Here is a 26,526-nt window from a genome sequence, read left to right as displayed (position 1 = left end):
TCAGAACTCGGAGGCGTCGAGATCGAAGCCGAGTGGCTCGGGGAGCGGGATCGTCTCGGAGAACTCGTAGGCGACCTTGCGCGTGTAGAGGTCACCCTCGGGCTGGGAGTACACGAGGATCTCGGCCGCCAGCCGGTCGATGAGCAGATAGACGGGGATGCCCGCACGGGCATAGCCGAGGATCTTCTTGGCTCGGTCGTTCTCGGCGGTGGAGTGCGAGGTGACCTCGGCGACGAGCAGCACCTTTGCGGGGTCGTGGTAGTACTCCTCGTTGGCGAAGCTGCCCTTCGGCGCGATCACGATGTCCGGTTCGACGTGACCGCTCTTGCTGCCGCCCGGCACGTTGAGGCCGATTCCGGTGAAGATTCTCAGCCCCTGCTTCTTGCGGCTGGGAGGCAGCTGGCCACTTACCTCGGACACGATCTCCTCATGCTCGCCATTGGCGGGAGGCGTCACGTGAATATCCCCTTCGATCAATTCCACGCGCCACCCCTCAGGGGCGACCGCACTGAACACGTCGAAGGCTTGCTCCACACCCATGGCAGGGACCCGGCCCTTGAGAGACCGCAGCAGGAGCCAGTAATCGGATCCGTCGTCCGCGGCACCGCAGACCTCAAGGTCCTCCGGGGGCTCGGGCGCCGGCTCAACGGGCCTGATCTCGTCCGTCTCGTAGTCGTACTCGTACTCGTACTGGGGAACGGGCAGTGCCACGGTGTACCTCCTTCGCGCAGAGCGACACTGCCAGCGTAGGCCGCAACGCGCGGCCACATCCGGGAATCGTTCACCCGAACGTGTGAGCGTGGCGTTTTCGCAGGCCAGAGCCGTCCGGTGGGGTCATCGCCCCGCCCATGACACCATCGGCTACGTGCTCGACATCGGCTACTCCCTCTCCCGCCGCTTCCCCGACCCCCCGCAGACCGACTACCGCCGCGCGGACGTCCAGTCGCTGCGCCACGACCTCTTCTGCGGCGACGTCTACCTCGCGGACACCAAGAAGGACCGCGAGGTCTCCACAGCCTGGGGATGGGTGCCGGTGCTGGACTTCGCCTGGGCGCTGTGCGACATCGTCGAGCGCGTCGACCGCGACCCCCTCGGCAGCCGCGCCGCCAAGCCCCAGCGCGCCGAGCTCGACTTCACCGAGTCCGCCGACCGGATGCTCTTCGAGCGGCGCTTCGGCTGGGTGGACGTGGAGGCCGACTGGATGCCGGGCGACGAGCCGCCGCTCACCTTCAGCCACACCGAGCTGCGCCGTGAGGCCCGCGACTTTCTGCACGACCTGATCGCGGACCTCTCCGACATGCACGAGGGCCTCGCCGACAACCCGGTGGTCTGGGACCTCCAGGCCCGCTTCCCGCGCCTGCCCGGATAAACACCGGCGCCTTCCTCCCTCACCCCTCACCCCTCACCCCTCACCCCTCACCCCTCACCCCTCCACCCGCACCCCGATCTGCGCCGCGAACGCCGGTGCCAGCTCCAGCAGTTGGGCCGGGCTGATCACCGCGCCCGCCAGCCGCTCCACGCCCCGCGCTATGTCCAGCTCGGCGACCGTCCGCAGATCCACGTCCTTGAGCCGTACCGCGCTGAAGTCCACCCGCCGCAGTACACAGTCCCGGAACTCCACCCGCTCCAGCACCGCGCCCCCGAAATCCGGCTCGGACAGGACACACCCCTCGAAGACGACGTCCTTCAGCTTCGCCGTCCGGAGATTCAGATAGTCGATCTTCCCGCCCCTGATCAGCACCCGCTCCAGCACGGCTCCGTGCAGCTGCGTCCCGCCCAGCCGCGCGTCCCTCACCTCCACATCGCGCAGCGACGCGCCCGCGAGACCGGTCCCCACACCCCGTACGCCGCTGAGCACACAGTCGACGAACCGGGCGTTCAGCAGATCCGTCTCGTCCAGCGCGCACTCCCGCAGCGCGCAGTCGATGAAGCGCGCGCCACGTCCCGACTGCCCGCGCAGATCGACGCCCTGGAACTCCAGGCCGTCGTAATCGCCGTCCGGCTGCAGACCACCGCCGTCGTACGGGATGAGCCGCGGCAACCGCACTTCCGGCAGCCGCGCCGACCTCGTGGCCGTACCGGGGACCTTCTTCCTGAGTGCCATGTCCCCATCGTGGCCCCTCCCACTGACAACACCCCGGCCACCAACAGCCCGGCCACGCCCGATGTCACACACCAGAGCCCGCGATCCGTCTCACGTTCGTATCTTCGTAAGCGACGAGGGGAGAGACAGCGATGCACGAGATCACCGTCGTCGGCGGCGGCTTCGCCGGGCTCACCGCCGCGATCACCGCGGCCGAGTCCGGCGCCGGAGTGTCCCTGTACGAAGCTCACCACACCCTCGGCGGCCGGGCGCGCACCAGCGAAGGCCCATACCGGACCAACGAGGGTCCGCACGCCCTCTACCGCCGCGGACCCCACTGGACCTGGCTCCGCCGTCGCGGCCTGCTCGGCCCGATGGCGGTCCTGCCGCCCCTCGAAGGCCTCCGGTTCCGCTTCCGCCGCGACGGCGCGCTCCGCCGCCTCCCGCCCCTCGCCCTGCTCAAGCTGGGCCGCCGAAGGGCCGGACAGGCCCCGGTGGACGTCGATTTCCTGACCTGGGCCACGGGCGAGGCCGGCGTCGCGGGTGCCCGCGCCGCCGCCCACTACATGGGTGTCGCGCTCTTCCACCACGACCCCGGCTCGCTCTCCGCCGCGTTCGTCCAGGAACGGCTGCGGCGCGCCACCGCGCTCCCGCCCGAGGCGCATTACCCGCGCGGCGGCTGGGGCGAGGTCATCGACCGGATGGCCACCCACGCCCGGGACCTGGGCGTACGCATCGAGACCACATCGCGCGTCGACGCGCTCCCCGAGGGCCACGGCCCTGTCATCGTGGCGACGCACCTCGACGCGGCCCGCCGGCTCCTCGGCGACGACACGCTGCGCTGGGACAGCGGCCGTACGGCGCTGATCGACCTGGCGATACGTACGCGCAGAGGCGACCCGTTCGTCGTCTCCGACCTCGACGCCCCCGGCTGGCTGGAACGGTTCACCGCCCAGGACCGCACCCTCGCCCCGGCGGGGGTGCAGCTCATCCAGGGACAGCTGCCCCTCGCCCCGCACGAGTCCAAGGCGGACGGCACCGCGCACGCCGAGACCCTGCTCGACCTGGGCTTCCCCGGCTGGCGCGAACGTACCGTCTGGCGGCGCGAGGCCCTCGCGCACGGCCGTACCGGCGCGGTCGACCGGCCGGGCGCCACCTGGCGGGACCGGCCCGCCATCGACCGGGGCCAGGGGGTCTACCTCGCGGGCGATCAGGTCGCGGCACCCGGGCTGCTCTCCGAGGTGTCGTTCAACAGCGGTGTGGCGGCGGCCACCCTCGCCCTGCGCACCATCAGCCCGGCGCGCCGCCGAACAGCGGCAGGAACCGCTTGACCTCAAGCGAACTTGAGGTTGAAAGGTGTTCCACGTAGCCGCTCGTAGCCGCTCCGACTGCTACGAGAACACGCGACGAACACCGGGAGCCCGCCATGCACGCCATCCGCCTCCACGCCTTCGGCCCCGCCGAAAACCTGACCTACGAGCGGGCCGACGACCCCGTCCCCGGCCCCGGACAGGTGCGGATCGCCGTCGCCGCGGCCGGCGTCCACCTCCTCGACGCCACCCTGCGCGAGGGCATGACCGGCCCCTACCCCGCCCCCGTGGAACTGCCCACCATCCCCGGCCGCGAGGTGGCGGGCGTGGTCGACGCGCTCGGCGAAAACACGGACCCGAGCTGGCTCGGCAAGCGCGTCGTCGTCCACCTCGGCATGGTCCCCGGCGGCTACGCAGAGCTCGCCGTCACCGATGCCGCCAGACTCCACGAGATCCCCGCCGGTCTGGACGAGGCCGAGGCCGTCGCGATGATCGGGACGGGCCGTACGACGATGGGCATCCTGCAATTCACCGAGCTGGGCCCCGGCGACATCGCCATCGTCCCGGCGGCGGCCGGCGGCATCGGCACGCTCCTCGTCCAGTACGCGAAGAACGCCGGCGCCCTCGTCATCGGCCTGGCGGGCGGCCCCGCCAAGATCGCCCGGGTCGCCGAGAACGGTGCCGACCTGGCCGTCGACTACACCCAGGACGACTGGGCCGACCAGGTCCGCGACTACCTCGGCCACCTCGGCGAGCGGCGCGCCACCGTCGTCTTCGACTCGGTGGGCGGGGCGACCGGCCGGGCGGCCGTCGACCTCCTCGGCAAGGGCGGCAGGCACATCGTCTTCGGCTGGTCCGGCGAGAGCCTGCACGACGGAAAGCCGCTGACCTTCACGGACGAGGAGCTGGCGGAGCGGGGGATCACCTCCGAGGGCGTACTGGGCCCGGTGATGATCCAAAAGGCGGGCGGTGACCTGCGGGTACTGGAGACCCGCGCGATGGACGAGGCCGCGTCCGGGCGGCTGCGCCCGGCCGTACACCGCTTCCCGCTCGCCGAGGCGGCGGCGGCGCACCGCGCGATGGAGACGCGCGGCACGATGGGCAAGGTGGTCCTCGTCCCCTAAGAGCCCGGCTTCTAAAAGCCCGGCTTCGCACCCAGGGACGCGAGCGCCTCGTCGGTCAGCCGGTACACACTCCACTCGTCCTGCGGCTTCGCCCCCAGCGACTTGTAGAAGTTGATCGACGGGGTGTTCCAGTTCAGGACGGCCCATTCGAGGCGCTCGTACCCCCGCTCCACACAGATCCGCGCCAGCTCGGTCAGCAGCGCCTTGCCGTACCCGCCGCCGCGCAGAGTGGGCCGTACGTACAGGTCCTCCAGGTAAATGCCGTGGACCCCACGCCACGTCGAGAAGTTGAGGAACCAGAGCGCGAAGCCCGCCACCTCGCCGTCCGGCGTCTGCGCGATGTGCGCGAAGGCGGCGGGCCGCTCGCCGAACAGCGCCTCGCGCAGCTGCTCCTCGGTCGCCCGGGCCTCCTCCACGACCCGCTCGTACTCGGCGAGCTCTCGGACCATGCGGTGGATTTCGGGTACGTCGGCGGGTGTGGCGAGACGAATGGCGGACTGGGCGGACTGGGCGGGATGAGAAGTCATGGGGTCAGGATGGCCGGTGCCCCGCGCGCCGTGCCAATAGGGTCCGGCCGGTGGTCACCTGTCGCTTCTCCAGCGGCTCCGCGCGGGCAGCCCCTCGCCACTCGGCTCTTCCGGAATTTCGATCACGTCCCATACCCTCCCTCCACCACCCCCCACACACTCAAGCGGAGCAGCAAGGAACTCATGACCAGCTCTCCTGTCAACGGCGGTATCTCGTTCTGGTACGCGCGGGAGGGCACCCCGCTACCCCGGGAGCCGCTGCCCGGCGATGCGAGCGCGGACGTGTGCATCGTCGGCGGCGGATACACCGGCCTGTGGACGGCGTACTACCTCAAGAAGGCCGTCCCCTTCCTCAACATCACCGTCCTGGAAGGCAGGTTCTGCGGCTACGGGGCCTCCGGCCGCAACGGCGGCTGGCTCTACAACGGCATCGCGGGCCGCGACCGCTATGCCAGGCTGCACGGCCACGACGCCGCCGTACGCCTCCAGCAGGCCATGAACGACACCGTCGACGAGGTCGTACGGGTCGCCGTAGCCGAAGGCATCGACGCGGACATCCACCGGGGCGGTGTCCTCGAAGTCGCCCACAACCCGGCGCAGCTGGCGCGTCTGAGGGCCTTTCACGCCGTCGAGCTCGCCTTCGGCGAGAAGGACCGCGTGCTGCTCGGCGCCCGCGAGACCGCCGAGCGCGTACGGGTCACGGGGGCCGTCGCCGGCAGCTGGACCCCGCACGGCGCGCGCCTGCACCCGGTGAAACTGGTCAAGGGGCTGGCGGCGGCCGTCGAGGCGCTCGGCGTCACCATCCACGAGTCGACGCCCGTCACGGAGATCAGGCCCAAGCACGCGGTCACGCCGTACGGGACGGTTCGCGCCCCGTACATCCTGCGCTGCACCGAGGGGTTCACGGCGGGACTGAAGGGCCACCGGCGCGCCTGGCTCCCGATGAACTCCTCCATGATCGCGACGGAGCCTCTCCCGCCGTCGGTCTGGGACACCATCGGCTGGGACGGCCGTGAGACGCTCGGCGACCTGGCGCACGCGTACATGTACGCGCAGCGCACGGCGGACGACCGGATCGCGCTCGGCGGCAGGGGCGTCCCGTACCGCTTCGGCTCCCGCACGGACAACGACGGGCGCACCCGGCCCGCCACCATCGAGGCGCTGCGCGAGATCCTGGTCCGCCTCTTCCCGACGACGGCGGGCGCCCGCATCGACCACGCCTGGTCGGGAATCCTCGGCGTCCCGCGCGACTGGTGCGCCACGGTCACCCTGGACCGTTCCACGGGCCTGGGCTGGGCGGGCGGCTACGTCGGCTCGGGCGTGGCCACCGCCAACCTCGCGGCACGCACCCTGCGCGACCTGATCCAGCAGGACTCGGGCCAGGCGGGCTCCACGGAACTCACGGCGCTGCCCTGGGTGAACCACAAGGTCCGCAACTGGGAGCCGGAGCCGCTGCGCTGGCTGGGCGTGCGGGGCCTGTACGCGGCGTACCGCATGGCGGACCGCCGCGAGTCGAGCGCGAGAACGCCGGAGACGGACCGCCTCGCGCGCGTGGCGGACCGTATAGCGGGCCGCCGCGGCTAGTGCGAAGAGGCCCCGGACGGATCGTCCGGGGCCCCCGCGTACCACCGCCCACGACGGCCGGATCAGCTCTCGCAGCTAAACCCGCTAAACCAGCTACATCAGCGCGTCGAACTGCTCCCAGTACCTGTGGACGTGAACCCGCGCCTTGAAGGGCAGCGTGGCGTCACCCGTTCCGGGGTACAGCCACATCACCCCGGCGCTGTCCCGAGCGACCAGATCGGCATGGCCGTCGGCGTTGATGTCGCCGAGCGGCACGAGCGAGTTGTAGATGTTCCAGCTGTTGCCGATCTTCGTACGCGCCCCGAACGGCGTCGTCCCGGAGCCCGTGCCCTGGTACAGCCACAGGTCGCCGGCCGCGTCCTTGCCGATCAGATCGGCCTTGCCGTCGCCCGTCACATCGATGCTGCCAGTGAGAGACGCGTAGATGTTCCAGCCGGTACCGATCCGCACCCGCTGCTCGAACCGGTTGTTGGCGTTCCCTGTGGCCCGGTACAGCCACAGCACCCCCGAACCGTCCCGCGCGATCAGGTCCGGCCTCCCGTCACCAGTCAGGTCCCCGGCACCACGCAGCGAGGTGTACTCCCCCCAACCGCTGCCGACCTCGACCGGCTCCTTGAACCTGGTGTACGCCCCCGCCACCAGCTCGATGTACCAGAGGTGACCGGACTTGTCCCGGGCGACGATGTCACCGCCCTTGCCCCGGACGGTTATCGGGGAGAGCTTGGTGAAAGCGGAGTAGTCACCCCATTCCCCGCTGGCGATGCCGCCCCACTCGGGGTCCAAGCCGTGCACGCCGTACGCGCTGCTCCCAAAGAGCTTTCCGTCCGCCTGGCGGCCGAAGACCAGGTAGTCCATCGCCACCGGAATGGTGCTCTGCACCGCGAACTCGCTGCTCGCCGTGGCCGCGACGGCCGACCCCACGGTGTACGACGCCATGGTGTTGATCTTCCACGCGGGCGTGCCCACCGCCGCGTTCATGGAGTACGAGATGGTGGTGTCGCCCGCGGGGATCGCGCAGGTCACCGCTTCTTCCACGACGTCGTCCGGGAGCACGCAGACTGGACTCGTCCCATCAGCGGCCTTGATCGAGAGCCCGTTGGTCCACCGGTCCTCCTCGTACCACGACCGCTGCTCCAACGACGTCTGGAAGCGCACGGTCAGCGCGCCCTTCTCGACGGCGTGCACGGTCACGGTGTGGGTGACCTTCCCCCCGGCCGCGAGGCCAGGGGTGCTGAGCGAGACGGTGTTGTCATCCCCCTCGGCCCCAGCGGCGGCCGGAGCCGAAGCGGCAGCCGCCCCACCCGCCCCGACGAGTCCGGTGGCCAGTAGCGCCACTGTTCCCCCGGCAACGCCTAAGCGTCGTACGCCTTGTCCCAAGAATCCGCGCATCAAACGCGCCCCATTCATGAATAGCGGCAGCTGCTGCCGCAACAGCGCCAGGTTTCCCCCCCGACGCAGACGCTTAGACACATGAGGCCCCGGAACGGTTGTTCCGGGGCCTCATTTAAAAAAGCACGCAGCGCACCCATGGTGGGCGAGTCCTCGACGAGGAGGCCGGAGTCCTCGCCAAGCAGGTCGGAGACCGCCGGTTCTCCTCGATACGATCCGGACACCAATCAGGAGGGGGTTCTGGACTGCTGCCGGAAGATTGCGAGTAGCACGAGTAGTACCTGTGGCTCTACGGTCTGAGCCGTACCACTCGCGCCACCGTCGCCGACGGAAGCGCACCGTCCGCCCTGCCCATCTGGGTCGCAGGGCTGGCGGCATTGCCGCTGTCGGCCGACTCCACCAACCACCCGTCGCATCACGTCACGCACCCCAGGAGGGGCCTCGTGAGTCACCCCTCCGCGATCACCCACCCCCATCCCATCCCGTTCACCGAACCCTGGTCGTACGAGATCGGCTTCCCCTGCGATCCGCGCAGCCCCCGTATCGTCCGCATCGTCCGCATCGCGCTCCGCGCGATCCTCCTCGCGCACGGAGTCGCCGAACTCATCGACCGAGCGGAGCTGTTGACCTCGGAGCTCACCACCAACTCCGTGCGCCACACCAAGGGCCCCGCCTCCGTACGCCTGCACTGGCTGCATCCCGTACTCCGCGTCAGCGTCTGGGACATGAGCCCCGACCTGCCCAAACCCAGCCAACCGCCGGCCGACGCAGACGGCGGGCGAGGGCTGCTGATCCTCGAAGCGGTCGCGGACCGATGGGGCGCGTGCGGCACCAGCGAGGACCCGTACGGGCCGGGCGGCAAGACGATCTGGTTCGAACTGGCCCTCGACCGCCACGGACCGCCGCCCGCCCTCGCAGCCTGACCGGGCACCGCACCGCCCCCTTCCGCAAGTGTCCGATCTTGGTCCGGGGGCGTCCCCTCAAATGTGTTGAAAGATACCAAAGACACTAAAATTACCTCGTAGGACCCTGGCCGTGGGGCTGGACCGCCGAGTACGAGGGCTGTGACCTGGTATGCGGAATACCCGAACTGACGACGAGGCCCCGAACCGTGCGCGCCGGATGGGGGCGGTTTCGGGGCGTCGCCCACCACCCGCCGCATGACTCTGCTGGCGCCGAGCGCGGCCCTGCTGATCACGGGCTACGCCTCGCCCCCAGGGGCGAGTTTCACGGCCCTCTCCGATGCGCCGGCCACACCTGCGGCGATGGCGAGCGCCTTCGACCCCACTCCGTCGGCGCTGAAGCCCATCGATCCGGCCGCGTTCCAGTCCGCCGTGGAGCGTGCGGCGAAGAAGCTCATGGTTCCCGGCGCGATGGTCCTGCTCCAGACCCCGCAGGGAACGTTCCGGGCAACTGTCGGCACAACCGAGTTGGGCACGGCCAAACCGCCCACTACGGGCGACCACTTCCGGATCGCCTCCAACACCAAAACCATGACCTCGGCGCTGATCAACCTCCTCGCCCAGGACGGCAAACTCCGGATGAGCGAACCTGTGTCCGACTATGTTTCCGGGGTGCCCAACGGCGAACACATCACCATCGCCCAGCTGCTGAAGATGCGCAGCGGGCTCTACAACTACACCAGCGTGCCCGAACTCGCGGCTGCCCTGGACGCCAACCCGAAGAAGGCCCGCACACCCCAGGAGATGCTCAACATCGCATTCCGGCGCCCGCCGAACTTCGCACCCGACGCGTCCTACGAATACAGCAACACCAACTACGTGCTGCTGGGTCTCGTCGCCGAGAAGGCGGGCGGGCGCCCGCTTGCCCAGCAGTTCCGGGACCGGCTGTTCGCCCCCCTCGGACTGGTGGGGACCTCGCTGCCCGGCGCCGCCGACGTGTCCCTCCCTTCCCCCTACTCGCACGGCTACATGTACGGCGGATCGGCTCACGCACTGGTCGACCAGCCCTACCCCGCCGACGTGCAGGCCGCCGCCCGGTCCGGGAAGCTCAAGCCTGTGGACTACACCCACCAGAACTCCTCCTACGCCACGGCCGCCGGCGGCGCCATCTCCACCGCGGACGACATGGCCACCTGGATCCGGTCCCTGGTGACGGGCAAGGTCCTCGACCCCGCGTCCCAGCAGCAGTGGTTCCGCAGCCCGCAGGCGGAAGACCCGGCCACGCCCGACGGGCAGAAGTACGGGTACGGCATCTCCTACCAACGCTTCGGTCCGCAGGCCGCGATGTATTACCACGGCGGTGAACTCCCCGGCTTCAACTCCTTCATCGGCCATGACCCGGACAATGACGTCACGCTCGTCGTCTGGACGAACCTGACCGTCTCACCCGACGGCAGGACCACGGCCCAAGCCCTGCTCCCCACGGTCCTCAACCAGATCTACGCCGGCCTCTCCCTCCCCACCGGCGCCGACTACGTCATTCCGCCTGGAGATTGCGTCAAGCTGCTGGACTCGTCGGTCGGTCTCCTCTTCGCTCGCGTCCCAAAAACGTCTGGCCCCTCATGCCCGAGGGCGTGAACGACCGACCGGCTGACGTGTGGGAACCGCTGCTCGCCTCGCGAACGCCGCCGACGGCGCATGGCCCGCACGGGCCCGCAAGGCGTGCGTGAAGCTGGTCAACGCCGCGCACGACACCGAACCGCGGCCGACAAGCGGTCTGGGAACAGCAGTCGCTCAGCGCCAGTCGCCGATGACCCATGCCACCATCCGGGGGCGGGGCGTCCATTCGCACGGCACGGCCCCGTCGGTAGAGACGATCTTGTAGGTGACGACCTGCCGGACCGCCCGGGAGAGGTCGCCGGAGACATCGCCGGGTTCCCCGATCGTCACCGGGTCCTCGGACGCGGTCGCCAGTTCGGGGGTATGGCAGCCGACGCCGTGGAGGGGCTGGCCGAGGTACCAGCCGCCGATAAAAACGGCGTACAGGACGGCAGTGGCGCCCAAGCGGCGCGGCGTTATCCAGGTGGGCACGCACGGAGTTTTGCACGCCACGGGGTACGGGGAGCAAGCGCGCCACCACCATGCGCCCAGCAAGTGAAAAGGCCAGGTCAGCAGCTGTCTGACCTGGCCTTCGCCGGAGCCCCCTGGCAGTGGGCGTAGCGCGGATGTCGTCTGCCCCCCAGTTGTATGTGCAGGTCAGCGTAGTTGCCGCACCCCCACCCCGGCCCGGGATCGAAGCTCGCAGACCGTACCGGCTTCTGCCACGGCCTGTAGTACGTAGGCACCAGGACGCGTGAGTGGCTGGTCCGGGTGCACCAGGGAAAGACGGCGGCGGAGGACGATGCCCGGCGGGGCGCCGGAGGGAAGTGTCGGAGGCGCGTGAATCTCACGCATTCCCCTTGCCTAGCGGTGTCTGGAGTGATCAACAGGTGGCTACATTTCTTTACCGGATCGGACGGTGGGCCTTCCGGCGACGCCGGCTCGTGATTGGTCTGTGGCTGGGTGCCCTGGTGCTGGCCGGGGTCGCCGCCGCCATGGCGCCGGCCGGGGAGGAAGAGGACCTCTCCATGCCCGGCACCGAGTCGCAGGAGGCGTTCGACCTGCTGGACGAGCGCTTCCCCCAGAGCAACTCCCAGGGTGCCGAGGCCCGCTTGGTGTTCCGGGCCCCGGACGGGCAGCAGGTGACGGCCAGGGAGAACAAGGCGGCCGTCCAGAACACGCTCGGCTCGCTGGAGGGGGGCGATCAGGTCGAGTCGGCCACCGACCCCTATGAGACCGGCGCTGTCAGCAAGGACGGCACCATCGCCTACTCCACGATCACCTACACCGCGGGCGCCGTCGACCTGACCGAGCCGACGAAGAGTGCCCTCGAGGACGCCGCGAGCCAGGCCCGGGACGCGGGGCTGACCGTGGAGATCGGCGGCTCGGCCCTGGAGTCGGAAGAGTCACCGGGCGGTACAACGGAACTCATCGGTGTGGGGGTGGCGGCGGTGGTGCTGGTCATCGCCCTCGGGTCGCTGGTCGCGGCCGGATTGTCGCTGCTGACCGCCTTCCTGGGCGTGGCCATCGCCTTCGCCCTGGTCTCCGCGCTGGCCGTGCCGCTGGGCCTGACGTCCACCGTCGCCATCCTGACGCTGATGCTGGGGCTGGCGGTCGGCATCGACTACGCACTCTTCATCACCTCCCGCTTCCGCGACGAACTCGCCCGGGGCAGCGATCCGGAGGAGGCCGCCGGCCTGGCGGTGGGCACGGCCGGGTCCGCCGTCGTCTTCGCCGGCGCGACCGTCTTCATCGCCCTGGTCGGGCTGGGGGTCGTCGGAGTCCCCGAACTCACCAAGATGGGCATGGGCGGCGCGGGCGCCGTGGCCCTTGCCGTACTCGTCGCACTGACCCTGGTCCCCGCGCTGTTCGGCTCCTTCGGCCGTCGGATACTGTCCCGCGCCGTCCGCAAGGCCACCCCGCGGGCAGGCAACAGCCCGCACTCGGTGCCCACCGCGGCCGGCCAGACTGGGCTCGGCGCCCGCTGGGCACGGTTCGTACTGCGCCGGCCGATGGCCGTGCTGCTGACCGCCGGACTCGGTCTCGGCGTCATCGCCCTCCCGGTGCTGGGCCTCGAACTCGGGCTGCCCGGAGACGAGTCCAAGTCGGTGGAGACCACCCAGCGCCGTGCCTACGACCTGCTGTCAGAGGGCTTCGGCCCCGGCTTCAACGGCCCGTTGACCGTGGTCGTGGACACATCGAAGGCCGCGGACCCCGGGGCCGCCACGAACCTGGTCGTCAAGACCGTACGGGAAATGGACGGGGTCGCGTCGGTCGGTGATCCGGTTCTCAGCCAGGCCAAGGACACGGCCGTCCTCACCGCCGTCCCGCAGACCGCGCCGAGCAGCGGCAAGACCAAGGACCTGGTGCACTCGATCCGGGACGCGGTCTCCGGCGTCGAGGCCACCACGGGCGCCGGCATCCTGGTGACCGGCACCACCGCGCTGAACATCGACATATCCGAAGCCATGGCCGACGCCCTCATCCCCTATCTGACCGTGGTCATCGGCCTGGCAGTGCTCCTGCTGACGGTGGTCTTCCGCTCGATCCTGGTTCCGGTCAAGGCCGCGCTCGGCTTCCTGCTGTCGCTGGGCGCCGCCTTCGGCGTCGTCGTCGCCGTCTTCCAGTGGGGCTGGATGGCAGACATGATCGGCATCGAGCAGACCGGACCGGTCATGTCGCTGATGCCGATTCTCATCATCGGGATAGTGTTCGGCCTCGCCATGGATTACGAGGTCTTCCTCCTCTCCCGGATGCGGGAGTCCTACGTCCACGGCGCGTCCCCCGGCGACGCGATCGTCAACGGTTTCCGGCACAGCGGACGTGTGGTGGCCGCGGCGGCGATCATCATGATCAGCGTGTTCGCCGGATTCATCGGGATGAGCAGCCCGACCATCCAGACGATGGGCGTCGGCCTGGCCTCCGCCGTCGCCTTCGACGCCTTTGTGGTCCGGATGGCGATCGGACCCGCGGTCCTGGCACTGCTCGGCCACCGGGCCTGGTGGCTGCCCCGTATCTTGAAGCGTGTGCTGCCGAATGTGGACATCGAGGGCGAGGCGCTGAGCAGGCGTGTCCCCGCCCCCGCGACCGAACCGTACGCAGCGGTGCCGCGACTCCCCGTCGACCGGCACTGAGCCGGCCATGACGAACACGGGTGGCGGTGGCCCGCGATCACGCGGCGCGTGGTGGCGGGAGGCAGCGATCGTGGCGGCGGCGTTCGCGCTCTGTCTGCTCGGCGGCGTGGTGCGGGCCGATGACCAGCCGCTGTCTCCGCCGCCCGCCGCCGCCTATCTCATCGCCGTGGTGTCCTGTGCCGTGCTGCCGGTGCGGCACAGGACACCCCTGGCCGCCATGGCGGCCACGACCGTGTGCGGCATGCTTGCGGTGCCCTCGGGTCTCCTGCTGAGCCCGCTCATCGTGGCCCCCGCCGTGATCACCGCCTACTCACTCGCCGTGCGCATGGAACGGCGCGCGGCGAGCGCGGCGTCGCTCACCTCCGCGGTGCTGCTGGTCGCCTCCACCCCCATCTCCGGGGACATCTCGTGGAAGGACGCGAGCAGGATGGCAGCGGTGGCGGCGTTCCCGCTGATGGCCGGCGTACTCGGTCACTCGGCGCAGAACCGACGGGCCTACCTGGCGGCCGTGGAGGAGCGGGCCCGGCAGGCCGAGAAGAGCCGGGACAGCGAGGCGCGCCGGAGAGTGGCCGAGGAACGGGTGCGCATCGCCCGGGAACTGCACGACCTCGTGGCCCATCAGATCACCCTGGCCAACGCGCAGGCCACGGTCGCCGCCCACCTCTTCGACACCCGCCCGGAGCAGACCCGCAAGAGCCTGAAGGAGCTCGTCGATACCACCAGCGCCGCGCTCGACGAACTGCGGGCCACGGTCGGTCTGCTGCGTCAGTCCGGGGACGCGGCCGCGCCCGCCGAACCAACGCCCGGGCTGTCCCGGCTTCCCACGCTCCTCGAGTCCTTCCGCAGCGCGGGTCTGGAGGTGTCGGTGCACCAGGAGGGCACGGCCAGGCCGCTGCCGCCGGGAGTGGACCTCACCGCCTACCGCATCGTCCAGGAGGCCCTGACCAACGTGACCAAGCACGCCGGTACCGGTAGCGCCCGGGTACGCCTCGCCTGGAACCGCGATCGCGTGACCATCACCGTCGCCGACGACGGAGGGGGCGCCCGTACGGCGCCGACCGCATCCACGGGACCGAGTGCGTCCACGGCGGCGGACCGTCCGCCCGGTTACGGTCTGATCGGGATGCGTGAACGTGCCACCGCGGTCGGGGGACACCTCTCCGCGGGCAGGCGCCCGGAGGGCGGCTTCCTCGTCTCCACCCAGCTGCCCCTCCCGCCCGCCAAGGACACGACGCGGCGGACTGAAGCAGCAACAACCATCGAGGGGCGGATGGCTGACGGGGCGACAGGCGACGGACGGACGGGCGACGGAGAGGCCGGTGATGCGCCGTGACGCTCCGGGTGCTGCTCGCCGACGATCAGGCCCTGCTGCGCGATGCCTTCCGGATACTTCTCGACACCGCCGACGACATCACCGTGGTCGGCGAGGCCGCCGACGGCAGGGAGGCGGTGAGACTCACCCGGGAGCTGCGCCCGGACGTGGTGATCATGGACATCCGTATGCCCGAGGTGGACGGTCTCACCGCCACGTCGGAGATCTGCGCGGACCCGGAACTGCGTGCCAGCCGCATCCTGATCCTCACCACGTACGAGACCGACGAGTACGTCGCTCAGGCGCTGCGCGCGGGGGCCGGCGGCTTCATCGGCAAGGGCATCGGGGCCGAGGACCTGCTGGACGCCGTGCGTACGATCGCCGACGGCGACACTCTTCTGTCCCCCGCCGCGACCCGCTCCTTGGTCGCCCGTTTCCTGGCCACACCGGACGACGCCCCGTCGTACCACCCCGAACAGCTCGCCGTGCTCACCCCGCGCGAACGCGAGATGGTGGCCCTGGTCGCGACCGGCCTGTCCAACCAGGAGATCGCCGAGCGGATGTTCCTCAGCCCCTTCACCGTCCGCGCCCACGTGCAGCGCGCCATGACGAAGCTGGAGGCACGCGACCGGGCGCAACTCGTCGTCATCGCCTACCGGACGGGCCTGGCCCACGCCGCCCCCGACGGTGGTACCGACCGCCTGTCATAGTCCGATACCGGGCGACCCCACGATCGGAATCGCGCGCCGCCCGGCGCCACCGGACCCCACGAAGACACTGTCCAAGCCCCAGATCACCGCACTGTGACAACTGGACGTCTCCGTAAGAGATCGTCCTCGGCAAGTTCGACCTCGTCGTGGACGACATGCTCACCTCGCTACGCCAGCGCCCGGCCGGCGAAGAAGTCTGGACGTCACTGCGCCACGTTCTCGACGTACTCGTCTCCCTTTTCCAGGCACCCGCCCAGAAGGAGCTGGTGGAGCCGATCCACCGGGTGGTCTTTGAGACCCCCGCGCTGAAGCGGCCGGCGCGCCCTATGACGCCGGTGATCCGACACCCCGCGTACTCACTGCCGCAGCGTTTGGATGCCGCGTTGCCGCGCAGCACTCCTGGCTCGCCTCAGGAGCAAAGAGCACCTTTGTCGACTTCCAGCATCGGCGGTGGTGCGGCGGGCCCGGAGTGATCGTCAAGACCTGTGGATTGGCAGGGCGGGTCAGCTTGCTTGGGCCTCGTTGTCCCGGAGTTCGAGCTGACGGCGCAGTCTCACCGGATCTCGGCAATGAGCGGGAGACGCCCTGGCGGGCGTCGGCCATGGAGTGGGCGTTACTCGTCCCAGAGTTCGTCTACCGTGTCGCCCTGGCAGAGCTGCTGGGCGAGGGTGGCGGCCACGATCTCCCGATGGTCGAGGGCCGGCCATCGCTCACTGAGCCGCGCGACCCGCACTCCACCGCAGACGGCGAGGGGACGACGTATAGATCCAGGTAGGAAGGCTGCGCCAGGGGCGCTGTCCTCGGCGCCACTCGCGAGAACAGATAAGCCATGGAGCCTCAGCCACCAGTGGCGAGGCGGTCCAGCCACTCCCTCAGTAGATGCTGCTCCGCGCTGCTGAGGGTCGTCTGTTCGGGCAACGCGGCGCGCAGGGCACGGGCGGCGCCGGCCGGGCCCGCGTCCTGCACGGCCGGTTCCTGGTTGGTTACGGCGGTGACCATGGACTCCCGAAGAGTGGTCAACAGGGCCGGGTTGCGCCGGTCCTCCGGCAGGGACAGCCAGGTGAGCACCGCGCCGCGTGCCGTGGCGTGGATGAGCGTGGCCGCGAGTTCCTCGTCGACGCGGAGCCAGCCGCCGGCGGCGATGCGACGGATACGGCCCATCAGGATCTCCATGCCGGCCTTGAAGGCGGCCGATGTGGCCCTTGTGGGCTGGCTGTACATCAGCATGTACAGGGCAGGATTGGCCAGACCGAACTCGACTGCCAGGTCCCAGCCCGCTCTCAGGTCCTCGATGGGGTCCTGCGGGTCGGGGTCGACGTGCTTGGTCGCGAGAAACGTGGTGAAGCCGTGCTCGGCCACCGCTTCGAGCAGCCCGTCCTTGTCGCCGAACAGTCGGTATATGGCCGGTGGTTGCACGCCTGCCGCGACCGCGACCGCGCGGGTAGTGACGGCCTCGCGACCCTCGCGCGCCAGCAGGTCGGCGGCGGCCTCGATGACGCGTAGTCGGGTCTGCTCGCGTACGGCTGCGGTATCGGAGTCGACGGCGGCACCGTCCCTGAGGCGTGAACGTGGTCGCATGTATCAACGATACCGCATTCAAGTTTCCACTGTTACGATACCGGTGTTACGCTGATTCCGATTCCAGTGGAACCAGGCGAGGTGCGGCATGACCGCCGCAACCGGAGGCATCCGGTCGGCTGCGCCCATGTCGACCCCTCCCTGACTCCGCCCGAAGCGACACGAGGAGCGCGAAATGCCAGAAAAGATCAAGATCTCAGCTCTCGAAGAACACATCGCTCTGCCCGCGCTGCTCGATGCGTGGGCCAAGGCGGGGGTGCCGAAGATCCCGCAGCTGGGCTACGGCGACGAGCCCTTCGCGCGGCGGCTGCGAGACTTCGGAGAGGCGCGCCTTGCCGACATGGACGACCAGGGCATCGACGTCGCGGTCCTGTCCTTGGCCTCACCGGGCGTGCAGAACCTGAAAGCCGAAGACGCCGTGAGTGTGGCCCGTGAGGCCAACGACGCACTGGCCGAGATCGTCGCCGGACGACCCGACCGGTTCCAGGCCTTCGCCGCCATCCCCACGGCGGCACCCGAGGCCGCCGCGGCCGAACTGGAGCGCGCGGTCACCGAGCTCGGCTTCCCCGGTGCGATGCTGTACGGACGCACGGGCGACAAGCTGGCCGACGCCCCCGAGTTCGATCACCTGTACGCCACGGCTGAACGCCTCCAGGTGCCGCTGCACTTCCACCCCCAAACTCCGGTTCCCGAAGTCCTCAAGGCCTACTACTCCGGCTTCGACGACGGAGCCGGGCTGGCGCGCAGCACCGGCATGGGGCTCGCGACGGCGGGCCTGGGCTGGTACTACGACCTGGGCATCCAGTACCTGCGGATGATCTTCTCCGGGGTTTTCGACCGGCACCCCGGGCTGCAGGTGATCGCGGGACACTGGGGCGAGGTCGTCCTGTTCTACCTCGACCACACCGGGATCCTGGCGCACAACGCGAAGCTGGAGCGCCCGCTTGCCGACTACTTCACGCAGAACTTCTGGGTGTGCGGCAGCGGCACGGTCAGCGAGCGCTACATGAGGTGGACGGCGGAAGTCGTCGGAACCGAGCGCATGATGTACTCGACCGACTACCCCTACACTTTCGGGACCCGACCCGGCGGATTCCCCTTCCTCGACACCGCCAACGGGGTCGCACGCTCGTTCCTTGAGCAGGCACCTTTCAGCTACGAGGAAAAGGCCGCGATCGGATCCGGCAATTGGGAGCGGCTCACCGGGCACGTCGCAGCGGCACGCGCAAATCAGTAACGCCTGGCCGTGAATGTTCGAGGTGTTGGCGTCGGGCTGCCCTTCCGGTGCATACCCGGCCCCAGCGTCGAGTAACGGTCAAGGGTTACGGCCTCCGGACCACAACACCGCCGACGCCCTCGCTCCCGTTCCGGCCGTACGGACCGGCGATCTTGTGGGATGCGCACGTGTGTCCACCACGGGGGCAGTTGATCGACCGGCAGATTCGCGCCCTCACTGATGCCGGATGCAGCCGGACCTTCTCGGACAAGAAGTCCGGCAAGAACGCCGGACGCGAGGAACCGTGGAAGGCCCTCGACTGCCTGCGGCCCAGAGACACCCTCGTCACCCTGTCGCTGGACCGGCTCGGCCGCTCCAGCCAGGACCTCATCGCGATCGTGTTGGGCCTGCGCAAGCGCGGCATCGGCCTCACCTCGCTCACGAGGCACTCGACACCACCACGCCAGGCAGGCGCCTGGTATTCCACGTCTTCGCCGCCCTGGCCGAGTTCATTCGCGAACTCATCGTCGCCGGGGCCAGACGAGGGCCCGGCCGCCGCCCGCGCCCTACTGGGCCAGGGCTGCCCGCCTGAGCTCGCTCGCACAGCGACTTACTTGTTCGGAGGGCACAACTCTCGTATCCGTCACACCCTCCGGCCGCAAGGCTCACGGGGGACGTCTCCGCACGCTCGCTGCACAGTTGGCCACCAGATGGCCACCGTGCCGAACCGGACAGACGGGAGCAGGACCGCCTAACGACGCAAAAAAGCAGGTCACAGCCCTGTAGCGCATTTCTGGCCACACCCAGCCAACTTCCGACCTACGCATTGTGATGCAGAGACACCGGTGCCCGTTTTGGCCGAATCCCAAGGAGCGGGCCAACAAGAAACCCCCAGGTCAGAGGCCTGACCTGGGGTTCACTATGGAGCCCCCTGTCGGATTCGAACCGACGACCTACGCATTACAAGGGCTGGCCCAATCGTGTCGGGGGTGCCGGGTGAGCACGCCGGGTCCAGTCTTGCCTGGTCAGAGGCATGACCGCCCGTCGCCTACTGACGCATAATCCAACGAGTGCCTGTCCGTCCGCTCACGCATCGCTCACGCAGTGGTCAACATGCTTTCTAAATGTTCGTATGCCTGTCCGGTGGGGTTCATGTCTGTCCTGACCTGCGGTGGAGCGGCCTTGCCAGCTGCGTCCGGACGGCCCCGGACGGAGGTGAACGCAACCAGAACCGCAACCACAGGCGGCCTATTTGCGACCCTCCGGGCCGTACCACTGGAGGGGCTGACCGGTCACTGCGGCGATGCACTCGAAGTCGTGGTCACGATGCAGAAGGGTAAGCCCCTGCAGCTCGGCCGTTGCGGCGACGACGAGATCCACTGCGCCGGCGCTGCGGTGCTTGCCCTGCTTGGTGAGGGCCTCTTGAACATGCCAGGCCCGATCGTAGGCCCGATCGTCGACGGGAACCCAGCCGAAGATCAACCGCATGTCCTCGATGCCGCGCGCCCGATCGGCGGCCGACCGGGCGCTGTAGAAGAATTCCAGCTCTGTGATCGGGCAGGTGGCGATGAGCCCGGCCGCTGCCGCCTGGTCCCAGCCGTACTGTTCCGCGTCCCCGCGCAGGAAGCGTGCGAGCGCACTGGTGTCGATCAGAAACTGCGCCGCGTTCACCGGCGGTAGCTCCGCTTGTCCTCGAACAGTTCCAGGTCGAACGCACCTTCATCGGCTGCGGCGCGGAGCCGGGTGAGGGCCAGGGCGCGGCGCCGGTTCTCCAGTACTTCGCGCAGGGCTGTGTTGACCGTTTCCTTCTTGGTGCTCGTCCCCAGGGCTTTCGCCACATCGGCGACCAGCTCGTCGTCCAGATCTATGACGGTCCGGCTCATGTGCGCCTCCTGGATATCAAGTGTGGAGAAAAGTATATCTCGCCTGGTTCAACGAGGCGACTGCGCGCGGATGGGGTGCCTTCGTCGCAGCAGGGCCGCAGAAATCGCCGGTCGCCCGTGGCGGCACGGTCCCGGATTGGCGGACCGGGGTCGGGTGCTGACACAGCTGGAACAGCAGGCCCGCTGGATCAATCAGCCGATCGCCGCATTCGTCATCGCCACCGTCATCGAGCAGGCGGAGCGGGACAACGGCGTGCGGCGCATCCGCCAGGACACGTTCGGCCGCGCGGACGAGCAACTGAGAGAGGCGCTCGCCGCCGCCGTCGAACGCGGAGAACTCCGCCCCGGCGTCGAGGAACATCCCGTGGGGCTGGTCTGCCGGGTCCTCGGACCGCTGCTGTTCCAGCGGTTCATGCTCGGAATCCCGCTGGAGGAGGCCATGGTGGTCAGGACGGTCGACGCCGCACTCGCGCTCTGGCTGCCGGACGCGTGAGCGTTTGATGCCGAGCGGCGTGCCGCTCCGGCTGTCCCGGGCGGCAGGGCAGTCGCACTACCCAGGGGCGCTCGGTTACCTGAGGCGGTCAGGCCGTGCGGGCGCGGAGGCGACGCAGCATGCGCGGATCCTCCAAACCGACTGAGAGGGCTGCGGCGTCGATCGTCGCGCCGTGGCTGAAGAAGTGTTGGGTGCGTTCGAGGCGGAGGCTCTGCTGGTAGCGCAGTGAGGTGAGCCCGGTGGCGCGCCTGAAGAGGCGGGTGAGCGCGCGTTCTCTCACGCCGACGGCCGAGGCCAGGGTGGGCAACGGGAGCGGTTGGTCGAAGCGGGCGTCGATGAGGTCCTGGGCGCGGTGCACGGTGTCGTCGAGGTGGGACCGATGCCGGAGTCCTGCCCGGAAGCATCTCCTGGACCTGTCCGCCCGGTCGTAGGCCCGGTCGTCGACCGGTACCCATGCCAAGAGCGGGCGCATGCCCTCGATGTTGTGCGCGGTTGGCGGCGGAGCGTGCGCCGCGGAAGAAATCCGGTTCTGGGCGAGTGGCGCGGTGAGGGCCCGGGAAGACGTGCGCGCCGTGAAGTCCGGCACCGCGGAGAATCGGCCCACAAGCAGGATCGGTCTGCCGGAAGCCGCGCTTCCGGCAGACCGCCTCATCGAACGACGGTTCGACCGGCGTGTCAGCGTGTGAGGTCGAACGTGGCGGCGCGGGGCACGAACGTCGTGCCCCCGTCCTCGGCCGTCGCCAGTGCCGAGACGTACCAGGTGCCCTTGGCCAGGTCGGCCGCCTCCCGCTTCGTGACCTTCAGCGTGTAGGTGCAGCGGGTGGTCTCGTCCGAGGTGCTCCGGCACTTGGCGCTCTCCACCGAGCGAAGCTCCGCCTCGGTCGGGTCGAGCTTCGAACTCGCGGGCCAGGCAAGGACCTTGAGGCCCCGGATGCCCGAGTCGTCGCTCACGTCCACGGTGTAGGCGATCGAGCCCGCGCTGCCGTCGGACGGAGCCGCGTAGCGAGCCGATCCGTGCTCCAGGGTCGGCTCCCTGGGGGCCGCGGCCAGGGCGAGACCGCTGGCGGCCACTCCGCCGAGGACGACGGCGCCGATGAGTGACGAGAAGAGAATGCGCTTGGACATGGATGATCCCCTTGAATTGGTTGGAGAGTTGGGCTGGATACGCGGAAGAGCGTGGAAGGACCGCTGGCAGAGCCGGTCTTGGAAGTGGTCGTAGAAGCGGTGGCCGACCGCGTTCTCGATGTGATCGAGCCTATGACCGGGGGCATGGCGTCGTCCTCGCGCCGCAGGACGAGTGGCGCCTCGAACCACAGGTAGAGACTCTGCAACCCAGGTAAGAGGCCGGAATCCGCCTCCAGCCGGAGTCGGGCCGCTCACCTGCGGCCATAGCCTTGATCCGCCATGAATCGAACCGACGACCGGCTGTTCCCGGTCCTGCTGATCTGCGCCCAGGCCGTGGTGTGGCCCGGGGTGCCGCTGGTGCGCGGGGCCGTCCCGCCCGCGTCCGCCCTTCTCGTGGCGGCCCTGGTCGCCGGAGTGGTGACGGCCGCGCTCGCCCTGCGCCGTACCCGCCCGGTGGCCACCCTCGTCGTGGTCGCCGCCGCCTGCGCGCTGGGTGCCGGACCGCTGCCCGCCGGGGCGATGGCGGTGCTCGGGACCGCGGGTGTCGCGCTGGCTCTGTTCACCGTGGCGACCGAACACGACGCCTTCACCGCCGTGCTGTGCGTGGTGGCGCTTGCCGCCTGGCAGCTCCTGCAGGGCATCAGCCTGCACGGGCTCAGCGACCGCAACGGGCTCGACCTCGTCCTGACCGCTCTGCTGTACGCCGCCGTGTGCGGCGCCGGCCTGCTCGTACGGCGGACCCGTCGCGCACGGCGAGCCGCTGAACAACTGCTGAAGCGCGCCGAGTCCGAGCGCCACCGGCTCCCGGCGGTCGAACGGCGCCGTATGGAACGGGAGTTGCACGACATCAGCGCCCACCATCTGACGGCCGTGGTGGTCACGGCGGGAGCGGCCCTCGGGTTGCGCGACCGCCGTCCCGAACTGGCCGAGGAGGCACTGGAGTTCGCGGTCGAGACCGGCCGCGAGGTCACCCGCGCGCTCGGCGCGGTACGAGCGCCGGCGCCCTCCCGCGGGGATGTGCCGTCACCGGAGGAACGGCTGCTGGACCTGGTCGCCGGGTTCCGGCGCCTGGACCAGCAGGTGGATTGCGAGATCGACCCCCTGCCGGACGGCGCCGTCGCGGAGGCGGCGTACGGCATCGTGCGCGAGGCGCTGACCAACGTGGCACGGTATGCCCCCGGCGCGCATACGAGGGTGCTGTGCCGGTACGGCGACACCCGCACCGACGTCGTGGTCACGAGCACGCCCCCGCCGGCCGGTGCGGTGGCGCACGGTGCGGGACTTGGCGGTGGCCGCGGGCAGGGCTTCCTGCGCTCCCGGGCACGGGAGGCGGGCGGCACGGTGCAGAGCGGCCCCACAGCGGAGGGCGGTTGGGAGGTACGGGCGGTACTGCCGGGCCGGACGGCCACGACGGTGGAACCGTCGGCGCCGAGGACCTACCGCGTGGCGCAGGTGGTGACGGCGGCGGGCCTGGTCCTGCAGCCGCTGCTGCCCGTGCTGGTCATCCGGGCCGAGGATGCGTCGAGCGCGACGCGGGTATCCGCGGGTGTCTTCTTCGCCCTGCTGGCGGCGGGCCAGGCGGTGGCCCTGCTGTGGCTGCGGAGGGCTCCGCGGACGGCGTACGGGATGCTGCTGGGGCTGGCGCTGTTGTGGCCGGTGGCGATGGCGGTGGGGAACTACAGCGGCCCCGTCCTCCTCCCGCCCGCGCTGAGCCTGTTGGCCACGTGCGCGGCCCTCGCGATGGAACCGACCCGTACCGCAACGTCCCGAAAGGGGCGCGGAACTGTATCGAAACGCGGCTCCGCCGCGAGGGGGGTCCCCCATGAGCGGGGGAGCGACCAGCCCCCACCGGCCCGAGGCCATGTCACGACCATTCTCCTCACGGTGCTGGTGCACGCCGCGGCCGCCACCACCGCAGTTCTGGACCGAGGTACGGCCGCTCCCATCTGGACGGTCATCGCGGGAACCACGGTCAGCGCAACCCTCACAGGCACCGCGGCTCACCTGACCGGAGGCCTCCGCACCCGGCGCCGACAAGCCGACCGCCGCGCCCACGACGAACGCCTCGCCGCCTGGACCGAGGAGGCCGTCCGCGACGCCTGGACCGAGCGCCGCCGCATCGCCGCCGGTCTCGAAACCACGGTATTGGCCCGCACCGCCGACATGGTCACCGAGGCGGAGGCAGGCCGACTCGACGCGACAGCGACCCGCGCCCGCGAGGCCCTGGCCGCGATGCGCGCCCTGCTCGACACCGTCCCGGAGGGCGAGACAGGGCCCGGACTGCGGCCGCAGCCCACCCTCCAGGCGCTCGACCTGCTCGCCCACCAACTCCGGGCCACCGGCCGCGACATCGAGATACGGCTGACCGACCGTGTACCGGAACGACTGCCCACCGCCGTCGACCTGGCCGCCTACCGCGCCGCCGAGACGGTGCTCGCAGCCGGCGGCGAGGAGCCTGCGATGCTCGAACTCGACGTGGACAACGATATGTTGACGCTCACGGCCACTGGGGTGCCCCACGCCGCCGACTCCGCCGTACGGGAGCGGCTGACCACGCGGGTCGCGGCGCTCGGCGGCACCGTGACCACCGGCCCGCAGGGGACGGTCCGCCTCCGGCTGCCACTCGCCGTCGCGCCGGACAACGAGGAGAGACATCGATGAGCCTCAACGTGCTGGTCGTCGACGACCAGGGCATCGTACGGGCGGGGTTCGCCGCCGTGATCGACGCCGAGGAGGACATGACGGTCGTCGGCGAGGCCGCCGACGGCGCCGCCGCGGTGCGGCTGGCCGAAGAGCTGGCTCCCGACGTGGTCGTCATGGACGTACGCATGCCCGAACTGGACGGCATCGCCGCCACCCGCATCATCACCGGACGGGAGAACGCGCCCCGCGTCCTCGTCCTGACCACCTTCGACCTCGACGCGTACGTCTTCGACGCGCTGCGCGCCGGCGCCTCGGGCTTCCTCCTCAAGGACGTACACCCCTCCCAACTACTGCAGGGCATCCGGGAGGTGGCGGCCGGCGAGAGCGTACTCGCCCCGTCCGCGACCCGCCGCCTCATCGGCCACTACGCGTCCGGACCACGCGCTGCGGTCCCGGTCGGGAGCTCCCCCGAACTGGACAGCCTGACCGGCAGCCAGCGGGGCGTCCTCACCCTGGTCGCGGCCGGACTCACCAACACGGAGATCGCCGAGCAACTCGGCATCACCGTAGGCACCGTGAAGTCTCACGTGAACGCGCTGCTCCGCAAGCTCGGCCTGCGCGACCGCGTACAGGCGACGATCCTCGCGTACGACCTCGGCCTCGCCCGCCCGAACCCGCCCGGCACCCACCTCTGACCACCGCGACCGACCACCGCGACGCAACCAAGGAGTCCATCCCCATGACCGGTACCGATACCGATACCGATTCCGGCCGATCCGTCCCCCGCCGACTGCGCGACCACGTCGGCGTCGTCGGCCTCGTGTACCTCGGCGTCTGTGCCGTCCTGCTCGTGTGGGCAGTGGTGGTGACCGTCGGCGAGAGTTCGGACGCGTCCATGGCCGGCGTCATCCCGCTCCTTGCCACCGCTCCCGCCAGCCTCGTGCTCCTCGTGTTGCCGGACAACATCGTCATGGCCATCATCGCCGTCGCTCTCGGGGCAGCGGTCAACGCCGCGATCATCGGCTGGTGCACCCGCGCACTGCGCCGCGGCGGTCGCATGGACTAAAGGGCATCCAGGGCTCGTTCCCGGCCTGACCTGCGGCGGAAGGGCACACACGCTTGGTTGACGGTTGCCTGGTTCCCCGATGGCGCCCTGCGGTGGGCGAGTGCTGCCAGTGGTGCGGCGGCGGCTTGGTGGTACGCCGCTTGCAGATGGAGCAGGGTCTGGCGCGTGGCGATCACCTGCTGGTCGTGGTGGTGGAGCTGGTGCCAGCGGGCGGCGGCGATGACGACCAGGAGCGCCGTGTCGAGGAACATCGCGAGCCCGGCTCCGTCGCCGGTGACGGGTTCGGTGCGCATCGCACGTACGGCTCCGCGGAGGGCGCGGGCGTGGTGGTGTTCGGCCTGGATACGGGAGCGGGTGGCGCGTTCGAATGCGGTAGCGGCCTGGCGGAGATGGGGGCGGATCTCCTTCGGGGCGAGGAGGGGGAGGGCGTCGCCGAAGGCAGCGATGTGGGCCTGGGCGGCTTCGTCGTCGCTTTGGTCGAGGTGGCGGGGGATGCGGTCGGCGGCGGTGGCCTGGTGCCACGGGTCGGGGCGGCGAGGGCCGCTCGGCTGTTCTTCCATGGCGGTCAGCCGCTTGCGGATCTTGGGAAAGGAGAGGTCGGGGGCGAGTTCGGAGCCGGAGAACCAGATGGGTTCGCCGGCGGCCCGCCGGTACGTCAAGGGAAGATCTCACCTCTCCAAGGACGCCATGCGCCGCATGGGAGACCACTTCATGCCCCGCGCTGAACCCGCAATTGAGACCACAATTGAGACCACGGACAGCCACGCGGCACGCGCGCGGCGACGCCGACGCATCCGCTGAACCAGAAAGCCCAGCTCAGACGAGTGTCTGAGCTGGGCTTCACAGAG

At 70.0% G+C, this 26,526-nt stretch carries 25 protein-coding genes and 4 pseudogenes; 18 read left to right on the top strand and 11 right to left on the bottom strand.

The features are described from left to right. Positions 1-711 (bottom strand): Uma2 family endonuclease, encoded by a 711-nt coding sequence (locus tag ACIHCQ_RS21875; protein WP_399664637.1) that lies wholly within the window; start codon positions 709-711, stop codon positions 1-3. 154 nt (positions 712-865) lie between these two features. Here ACIHCQ_RS21875 and ACIHCQ_RS21870 point away from each other — a divergent pair, with 154 nt between their 5' ends. Then, positions 866-1,369: a hypothetical protein gene (locus ACIHCQ_RS21870; protein ID WP_399665180.1), complete on the top strand. Its 504-nt coding sequence runs from the start codon at positions 866-868 to the stop codon at positions 1,367-1,369. 54 nt (positions 1,370-1,423) lie between these two features. On the opposite strand, the gene ACIHCQ_RS21865 is transcribed toward ACIHCQ_RS21870, so the two are convergent. Further along, positions 1,424-2,104, bottom strand: a complete 681-nt coding sequence (locus tag ACIHCQ_RS21865; RefSeq protein WP_399664634.1) for a pentapeptide repeat-containing protein — start codon at positions 2,102-2,104, stop codon at positions 1,424-1,426. Between the two features lie 131 nt (positions 2,105-2,235). On the opposite strand from ACIHCQ_RS21865, the gene ACIHCQ_RS21860 reads away from it, so the two are divergent. Continuing rightward, a complete protein-coding gene (locus tag ACIHCQ_RS21860; protein ID WP_399664631.1) occupies positions 2,236-3,414 on the top strand; it encodes an NAD(P)-binding protein in 1,179 nt (392 codons plus the stop codon). Between the two features lie 95 nt (positions 3,415-3,509). Next, a complete protein-coding gene (locus tag ACIHCQ_RS21855) occupies positions 3,510-4,517 on the top strand; it encodes a zinc-binding dehydrogenase (protein ID WP_399664628.1) in 1,008 nt (335 codons plus the stop codon). 11 nt (positions 4,518-4,528) lie between these two features. On the opposite strand, the gene ACIHCQ_RS21850 is transcribed toward ACIHCQ_RS21855, so the two are convergent. Next, on the bottom strand, positions 4,529-5,044 hold the full coding sequence (locus ACIHCQ_RS21850; RefSeq protein ID WP_399664625.1) for a GNAT family N-acetyltransferase: 516 nt from the start codon (positions 5,042-5,044) through the stop codon (positions 4,529-4,531). Between the two features lie 183 nt (positions 5,045-5,227). Between ACIHCQ_RS21850 and ACIHCQ_RS21845 the strand changes: the two genes are divergently transcribed. Further along, positions 5,228-6,628 (top strand): NAD(P)/FAD-dependent oxidoreductase, encoded by a 1,401-nt coding sequence (locus tag ACIHCQ_RS21845; protein ID WP_399664622.1) that lies wholly within the window; start codon positions 5,228-5,230, stop codon positions 6,626-6,628. Positions 6,629-6,721: 93 nt separating this feature from the next. Here the strand turns inward: ACIHCQ_RS21845 and ACIHCQ_RS21840 are convergent, their stop codons facing one another. Beyond that, on the bottom strand, positions 6,722-7,963 hold the full coding sequence (locus ACIHCQ_RS21840) for an FG-GAP repeat domain-containing protein (protein WP_399664619.1): 1,242 nt from the start codon (positions 7,961-7,963) through the stop codon (positions 6,722-6,724). A gap of 497 nt (positions 7,964-8,460) precedes the next feature. Here ACIHCQ_RS21840 and ACIHCQ_RS21835 point away from each other — a divergent pair, with 497 nt between their 5' ends. The 3 genes and pseudogenes from ACIHCQ_RS21835 to ACIHCQ_RS21825 form a co-directional block, all read left to right on the top strand. Then, entirely contained in the window at positions 8,461-8,940 is a 480-nt protein-coding gene (locus ACIHCQ_RS21835) for an ATP-binding protein (RefSeq protein WP_399664617.1), read from the top strand. A 237-nt stretch (positions 8,941-9,177) separates the two neighbouring features. After that, complete coding sequence (locus tag ACIHCQ_RS21830; RefSeq protein WP_399664614.1) at positions 9,178-10,557, top strand: serine hydrolase domain-containing protein; 1,380 nt, start codon at positions 9,178-9,180, stop codon at positions 10,555-10,557. Next, positions 10,533-10,678: pseudogene (locus ACIHCQ_RS21825) on the top strand (DUF3631 domain-containing protein); the annotation flags it as partial. The gene ACIHCQ_RS21830 and the pseudogene ACIHCQ_RS21825, both read left to right, overlap by 25 nt. Positions 10,679-10,713: 35 nt before the next feature. Here the strand turns inward: ACIHCQ_RS21825 and ACIHCQ_RS21820 are convergent. Then, positions 10,714-11,010, bottom strand: coding sequence for a hypothetical protein (locus tag ACIHCQ_RS21820; protein WP_399664611.1), 297 nt, complete (start codon positions 11,008-11,010; stop codon positions 10,714-10,716). 398 nt (positions 11,011-11,408) lie between these two features. Between ACIHCQ_RS21820 and ACIHCQ_RS21815 the strand changes: the two genes are divergently transcribed. The 4 genes from ACIHCQ_RS21815 (at position 11,409) to ACIHCQ_RS21800 (ending at position 16,147) form a co-directional block, all read left to right on the top strand. Further along, entirely contained in the window at positions 11,409-13,652 is a 2,244-nt protein-coding gene (locus ACIHCQ_RS21815; protein ID WP_399664608.1) for an MMPL family transporter, read from the top strand. 7 nt (positions 13,653-13,659) lie between these two features. Beyond that, complete coding sequence (locus tag ACIHCQ_RS21810; RefSeq protein ID WP_399664605.1) at positions 13,660-14,985, top strand: sensor histidine kinase; 1,326 nt, start codon at positions 13,660-13,662, stop codon at positions 14,983-14,985. Then, the gene (locus ACIHCQ_RS21805) at positions 14,982-15,674 is read left to right on the top strand and encodes a response regulator (RefSeq protein WP_399664602.1); all 693 of its coding nucleotides are present in this window, start codon (positions 14,982-14,984) and stop codon (positions 15,672-15,674) included. The genes ACIHCQ_RS21810 and ACIHCQ_RS21805 overlap by 4 nt, the downstream gene beginning before the upstream one ends. Positions 15,675-15,820: 146 nt before the next feature. Beyond that, on the top strand, positions 15,821-16,147 hold the full coding sequence (locus ACIHCQ_RS21800; protein WP_399664599.1) for a hypothetical protein: 327 nt from the start codon (positions 15,821-15,823) through the stop codon (positions 16,145-16,147). A 364-nt stretch (positions 16,148-16,511) separates the two neighbouring features. Here ACIHCQ_RS21800 and ACIHCQ_RS21795 read toward each other — a convergent pair whose 3' ends face one another. Next, positions 16,512-17,252: a TetR/AcrR family transcriptional regulator gene (locus ACIHCQ_RS21795; RefSeq protein WP_399664596.1), complete on the bottom strand. Its 741-nt coding sequence runs from the start codon at positions 17,250-17,252 to the stop codon at positions 16,512-16,514. A 175-nt stretch (positions 17,253-17,427) separates the two neighbouring features. On the opposite strand from ACIHCQ_RS21795, the gene ACIHCQ_RS21790 reads away from it, so the two are divergent. Further along, positions 17,428-18,489: an amidohydrolase family protein gene (locus tag ACIHCQ_RS21790; protein ID WP_399664593.1), complete on the top strand. Its 1,062-nt coding sequence runs from the start codon at positions 17,428-17,430 to the stop codon at positions 18,487-18,489. Between the two features lie 47 nt (positions 18,490-18,536). Beyond that, the gene (locus tag ACIHCQ_RS21785; RefSeq protein WP_399664590.1) at positions 18,537-19,223 is read left to right on the top strand and encodes a recombinase family protein; all 687 of its coding nucleotides are present in this window, start codon (positions 18,537-18,539) and stop codon (positions 19,221-19,223) included. Between the two features lie 493 nt (positions 19,224-19,716). Here the strand turns inward: ACIHCQ_RS21785 and ACIHCQ_RS21780 are convergent, their stop codons facing one another. Then, the gene (locus ACIHCQ_RS21780) at positions 19,717-20,139 is read right to left on the bottom strand and encodes a PIN domain nuclease (RefSeq protein WP_399664586.1); all 423 of its coding nucleotides are present in this window, start codon (positions 20,137-20,139) and stop codon (positions 19,717-19,719) included. After that, positions 20,136-20,351, bottom strand: a complete 216-nt coding sequence (locus ACIHCQ_RS21775; protein ID WP_399664584.1) for a type II toxin-antitoxin system VapB family antitoxin — start codon at positions 20,349-20,351, stop codon at positions 20,136-20,138. Before ACIHCQ_RS21775 ends, ACIHCQ_RS21780 begins: the two co-directional genes overlap by 4 nt. Positions 20,352-20,487: 136 nt before the next feature. Between ACIHCQ_RS21775 and ACIHCQ_RS21770 the strand changes: the two genes are divergently transcribed. Further along, a complete protein-coding gene (locus tag ACIHCQ_RS21770) occupies positions 20,488-20,844 on the top strand; it encodes a TetR-like C-terminal domain-containing protein (RefSeq protein WP_399664581.1) in 357 nt (118 codons plus the stop codon). Between the two features lie 88 nt (positions 20,845-20,932). Here the strand turns inward: ACIHCQ_RS21770 and ACIHCQ_RS21765 are convergent. Then, positions 20,933-21,238, bottom strand: a pseudogene (locus ACIHCQ_RS21765) (helix-turn-helix domain-containing protein); the annotation flags it as partial. A gap of 281 nt (positions 21,239-21,519) precedes the next feature. Continuing rightward, positions 21,520-21,969: a DUF5707 domain-containing protein gene (locus ACIHCQ_RS21760; RefSeq protein ID WP_399664578.1), complete on the bottom strand. Its 450-nt coding sequence runs from the start codon at positions 21,967-21,969 to the stop codon at positions 21,520-21,522. Between the two features lie 279 nt (positions 21,970-22,248). Between ACIHCQ_RS21760 and ACIHCQ_RS21755 the strand changes: the two genes are divergently transcribed. Genes ACIHCQ_RS21755 through ACIHCQ_RS21745 form a run of 3 tightly spaced genes read left to right on the top strand, consistent with a single transcriptional unit; the run spans position 22,249 to position 25,678 of the window. Then, entirely contained in the window at positions 22,249-24,630 is a 2,382-nt protein-coding gene (locus ACIHCQ_RS21755) for a histidine kinase (RefSeq protein ID WP_399664575.1), read from the top strand. Further along, complete coding sequence (locus ACIHCQ_RS21750) at positions 24,627-25,307, top strand: response regulator (RefSeq protein ID WP_399664572.1); 681 nt, start codon at positions 24,627-24,629, stop codon at positions 25,305-25,307. Before ACIHCQ_RS21755 ends, ACIHCQ_RS21750 begins: the two co-directional genes overlap by 4 nt. A 44-nt stretch (positions 25,308-25,351) precedes the next feature. Beyond that, on the top strand, positions 25,352-25,678 hold the full coding sequence (locus ACIHCQ_RS21745; RefSeq protein WP_399664568.1) for an SCO4225 family membrane protein: 327 nt from the start codon (positions 25,352-25,354) through the stop codon (positions 25,676-25,678). Between the two features lie 53 nt (positions 25,679-25,731). On the opposite strand, the pseudogene ACIHCQ_RS21740 reads toward ACIHCQ_RS21745, so the two are convergent. Further along, positions 25,732-26,319 (bottom strand): annotated as a pseudogene (locus ACIHCQ_RS21740) (mobilization protein); the annotation flags it as partial. A gap of 4 nt (positions 26,320-26,323) precedes the next feature. Here ACIHCQ_RS21740 and ACIHCQ_RS21735 point away from each other — a divergent pair. Further along, positions 26,324-26,479 (top strand): annotated as a pseudogene (locus ACIHCQ_RS21735) (integrase); the annotation flags it as partial. Positions 26,480-26,526: the final 47 nt, after the last annotated feature.

The sequence above is a fragment of the Streptomyces sp. NPDC052236 genome (assembly GCF_044548015.1).
In the GTDB taxonomy this organism is placed as follows: Bacteria; Actinomycetota; Actinomycetes; order Streptomycetales; family Streptomycetaceae; genus Streptomyces.
The sequence above is the reverse complement of the archived record's forward strand: the minus strand, read 5'-3'. Positions and strand labels throughout refer to the sequence as shown.

Bases quoted from the DNA above. Each gene is read 5' to 3' on its own strand.
- ACIHCQ_RS21865 (WP_399664634.1), bottom strand. From the start codon at position 2,104: ATGGCACTCAGGAAGAAGGTCCCCGGTACGGCCACGAGGTCGGCGCGG.
- ACIHCQ_RS21750 (WP_399664572.1), top strand. From the start codon at position 24,627: ATGAGCCTCAACGTGCTGGTCGTCGACGACCAGGGCATCGTACGGGCG.
- ACIHCQ_RS21845 (WP_399664622.1), top strand. From the start codon at position 5,228: ATGACCAGCTCTCCTGTCAACGGCGGTATCTCGTTCTGGTACGCGCGG.
- ACIHCQ_RS21795 (WP_399664596.1), bottom strand. From the start codon at position 17,252: ATGCGACCACGTTCACGCCTCAGGGACGGTGCCGCCGTCGACTCCGAT.
- ACIHCQ_RS21810 (WP_399664605.1), top strand. From the start codon at position 13,660: ATGACGAACACGGGTGGCGGTGGCCCGCGATCACGCGGCGCGTGGTGG.
- ACIHCQ_RS21755 (WP_399664575.1), top strand. From the start codon at position 22,249: ATGAATCGAACCGACGACCGGCTGTTCCCGGTCCTGCTGATCTGCGCC.
- ACIHCQ_RS21775 (WP_399664584.1), bottom strand. From the start codon at position 20,351: ATGAGCCGGACCGTCATAGATCTGGACGACGAGCTGGTCGCCGATGTG.
- ACIHCQ_RS21850 (WP_399664625.1), bottom strand. From the start codon at position 5,044: ATGACTTCTCATCCCGCCCAGTCCGCCCAGTCCGCCATTCGTCTCGCC.
- ACIHCQ_RS21855 (WP_399664628.1), top strand. From the start codon at position 3,510: ATGCACGCCATCCGCCTCCACGCCTTCGGCCCCGCCGAAAACCTGACC.
- ACIHCQ_RS21790 (WP_399664593.1), top strand. From the start codon at position 17,428: ATGCCAGAAAAGATCAAGATCTCAGCTCTCGAAGAACACATCGCTCTG.
- ACIHCQ_RS21830 (WP_399664614.1), top strand. From the start codon at position 9,178: ATGACTCTGCTGGCGCCGAGCGCGGCCCTGCTGATCACGGGCTACGCC.
- ACIHCQ_RS21760 (WP_399664578.1), bottom strand. From the start codon at position 21,969: ATGTCCAAGCGCATTCTCTTCTCGTCACTCATCGGCGCCGTCGTCCTC.
- ACIHCQ_RS21860 (WP_399664631.1), top strand. From the start codon at position 2,236: ATGCACGAGATCACCGTCGTCGGCGGCGGCTTCGCCGGGCTCACCGCC.
- ACIHCQ_RS21745 (WP_399664568.1), top strand. From the start codon at position 25,352: ATGACCGGTACCGATACCGATACCGATTCCGGCCGATCCGTCCCCCGC.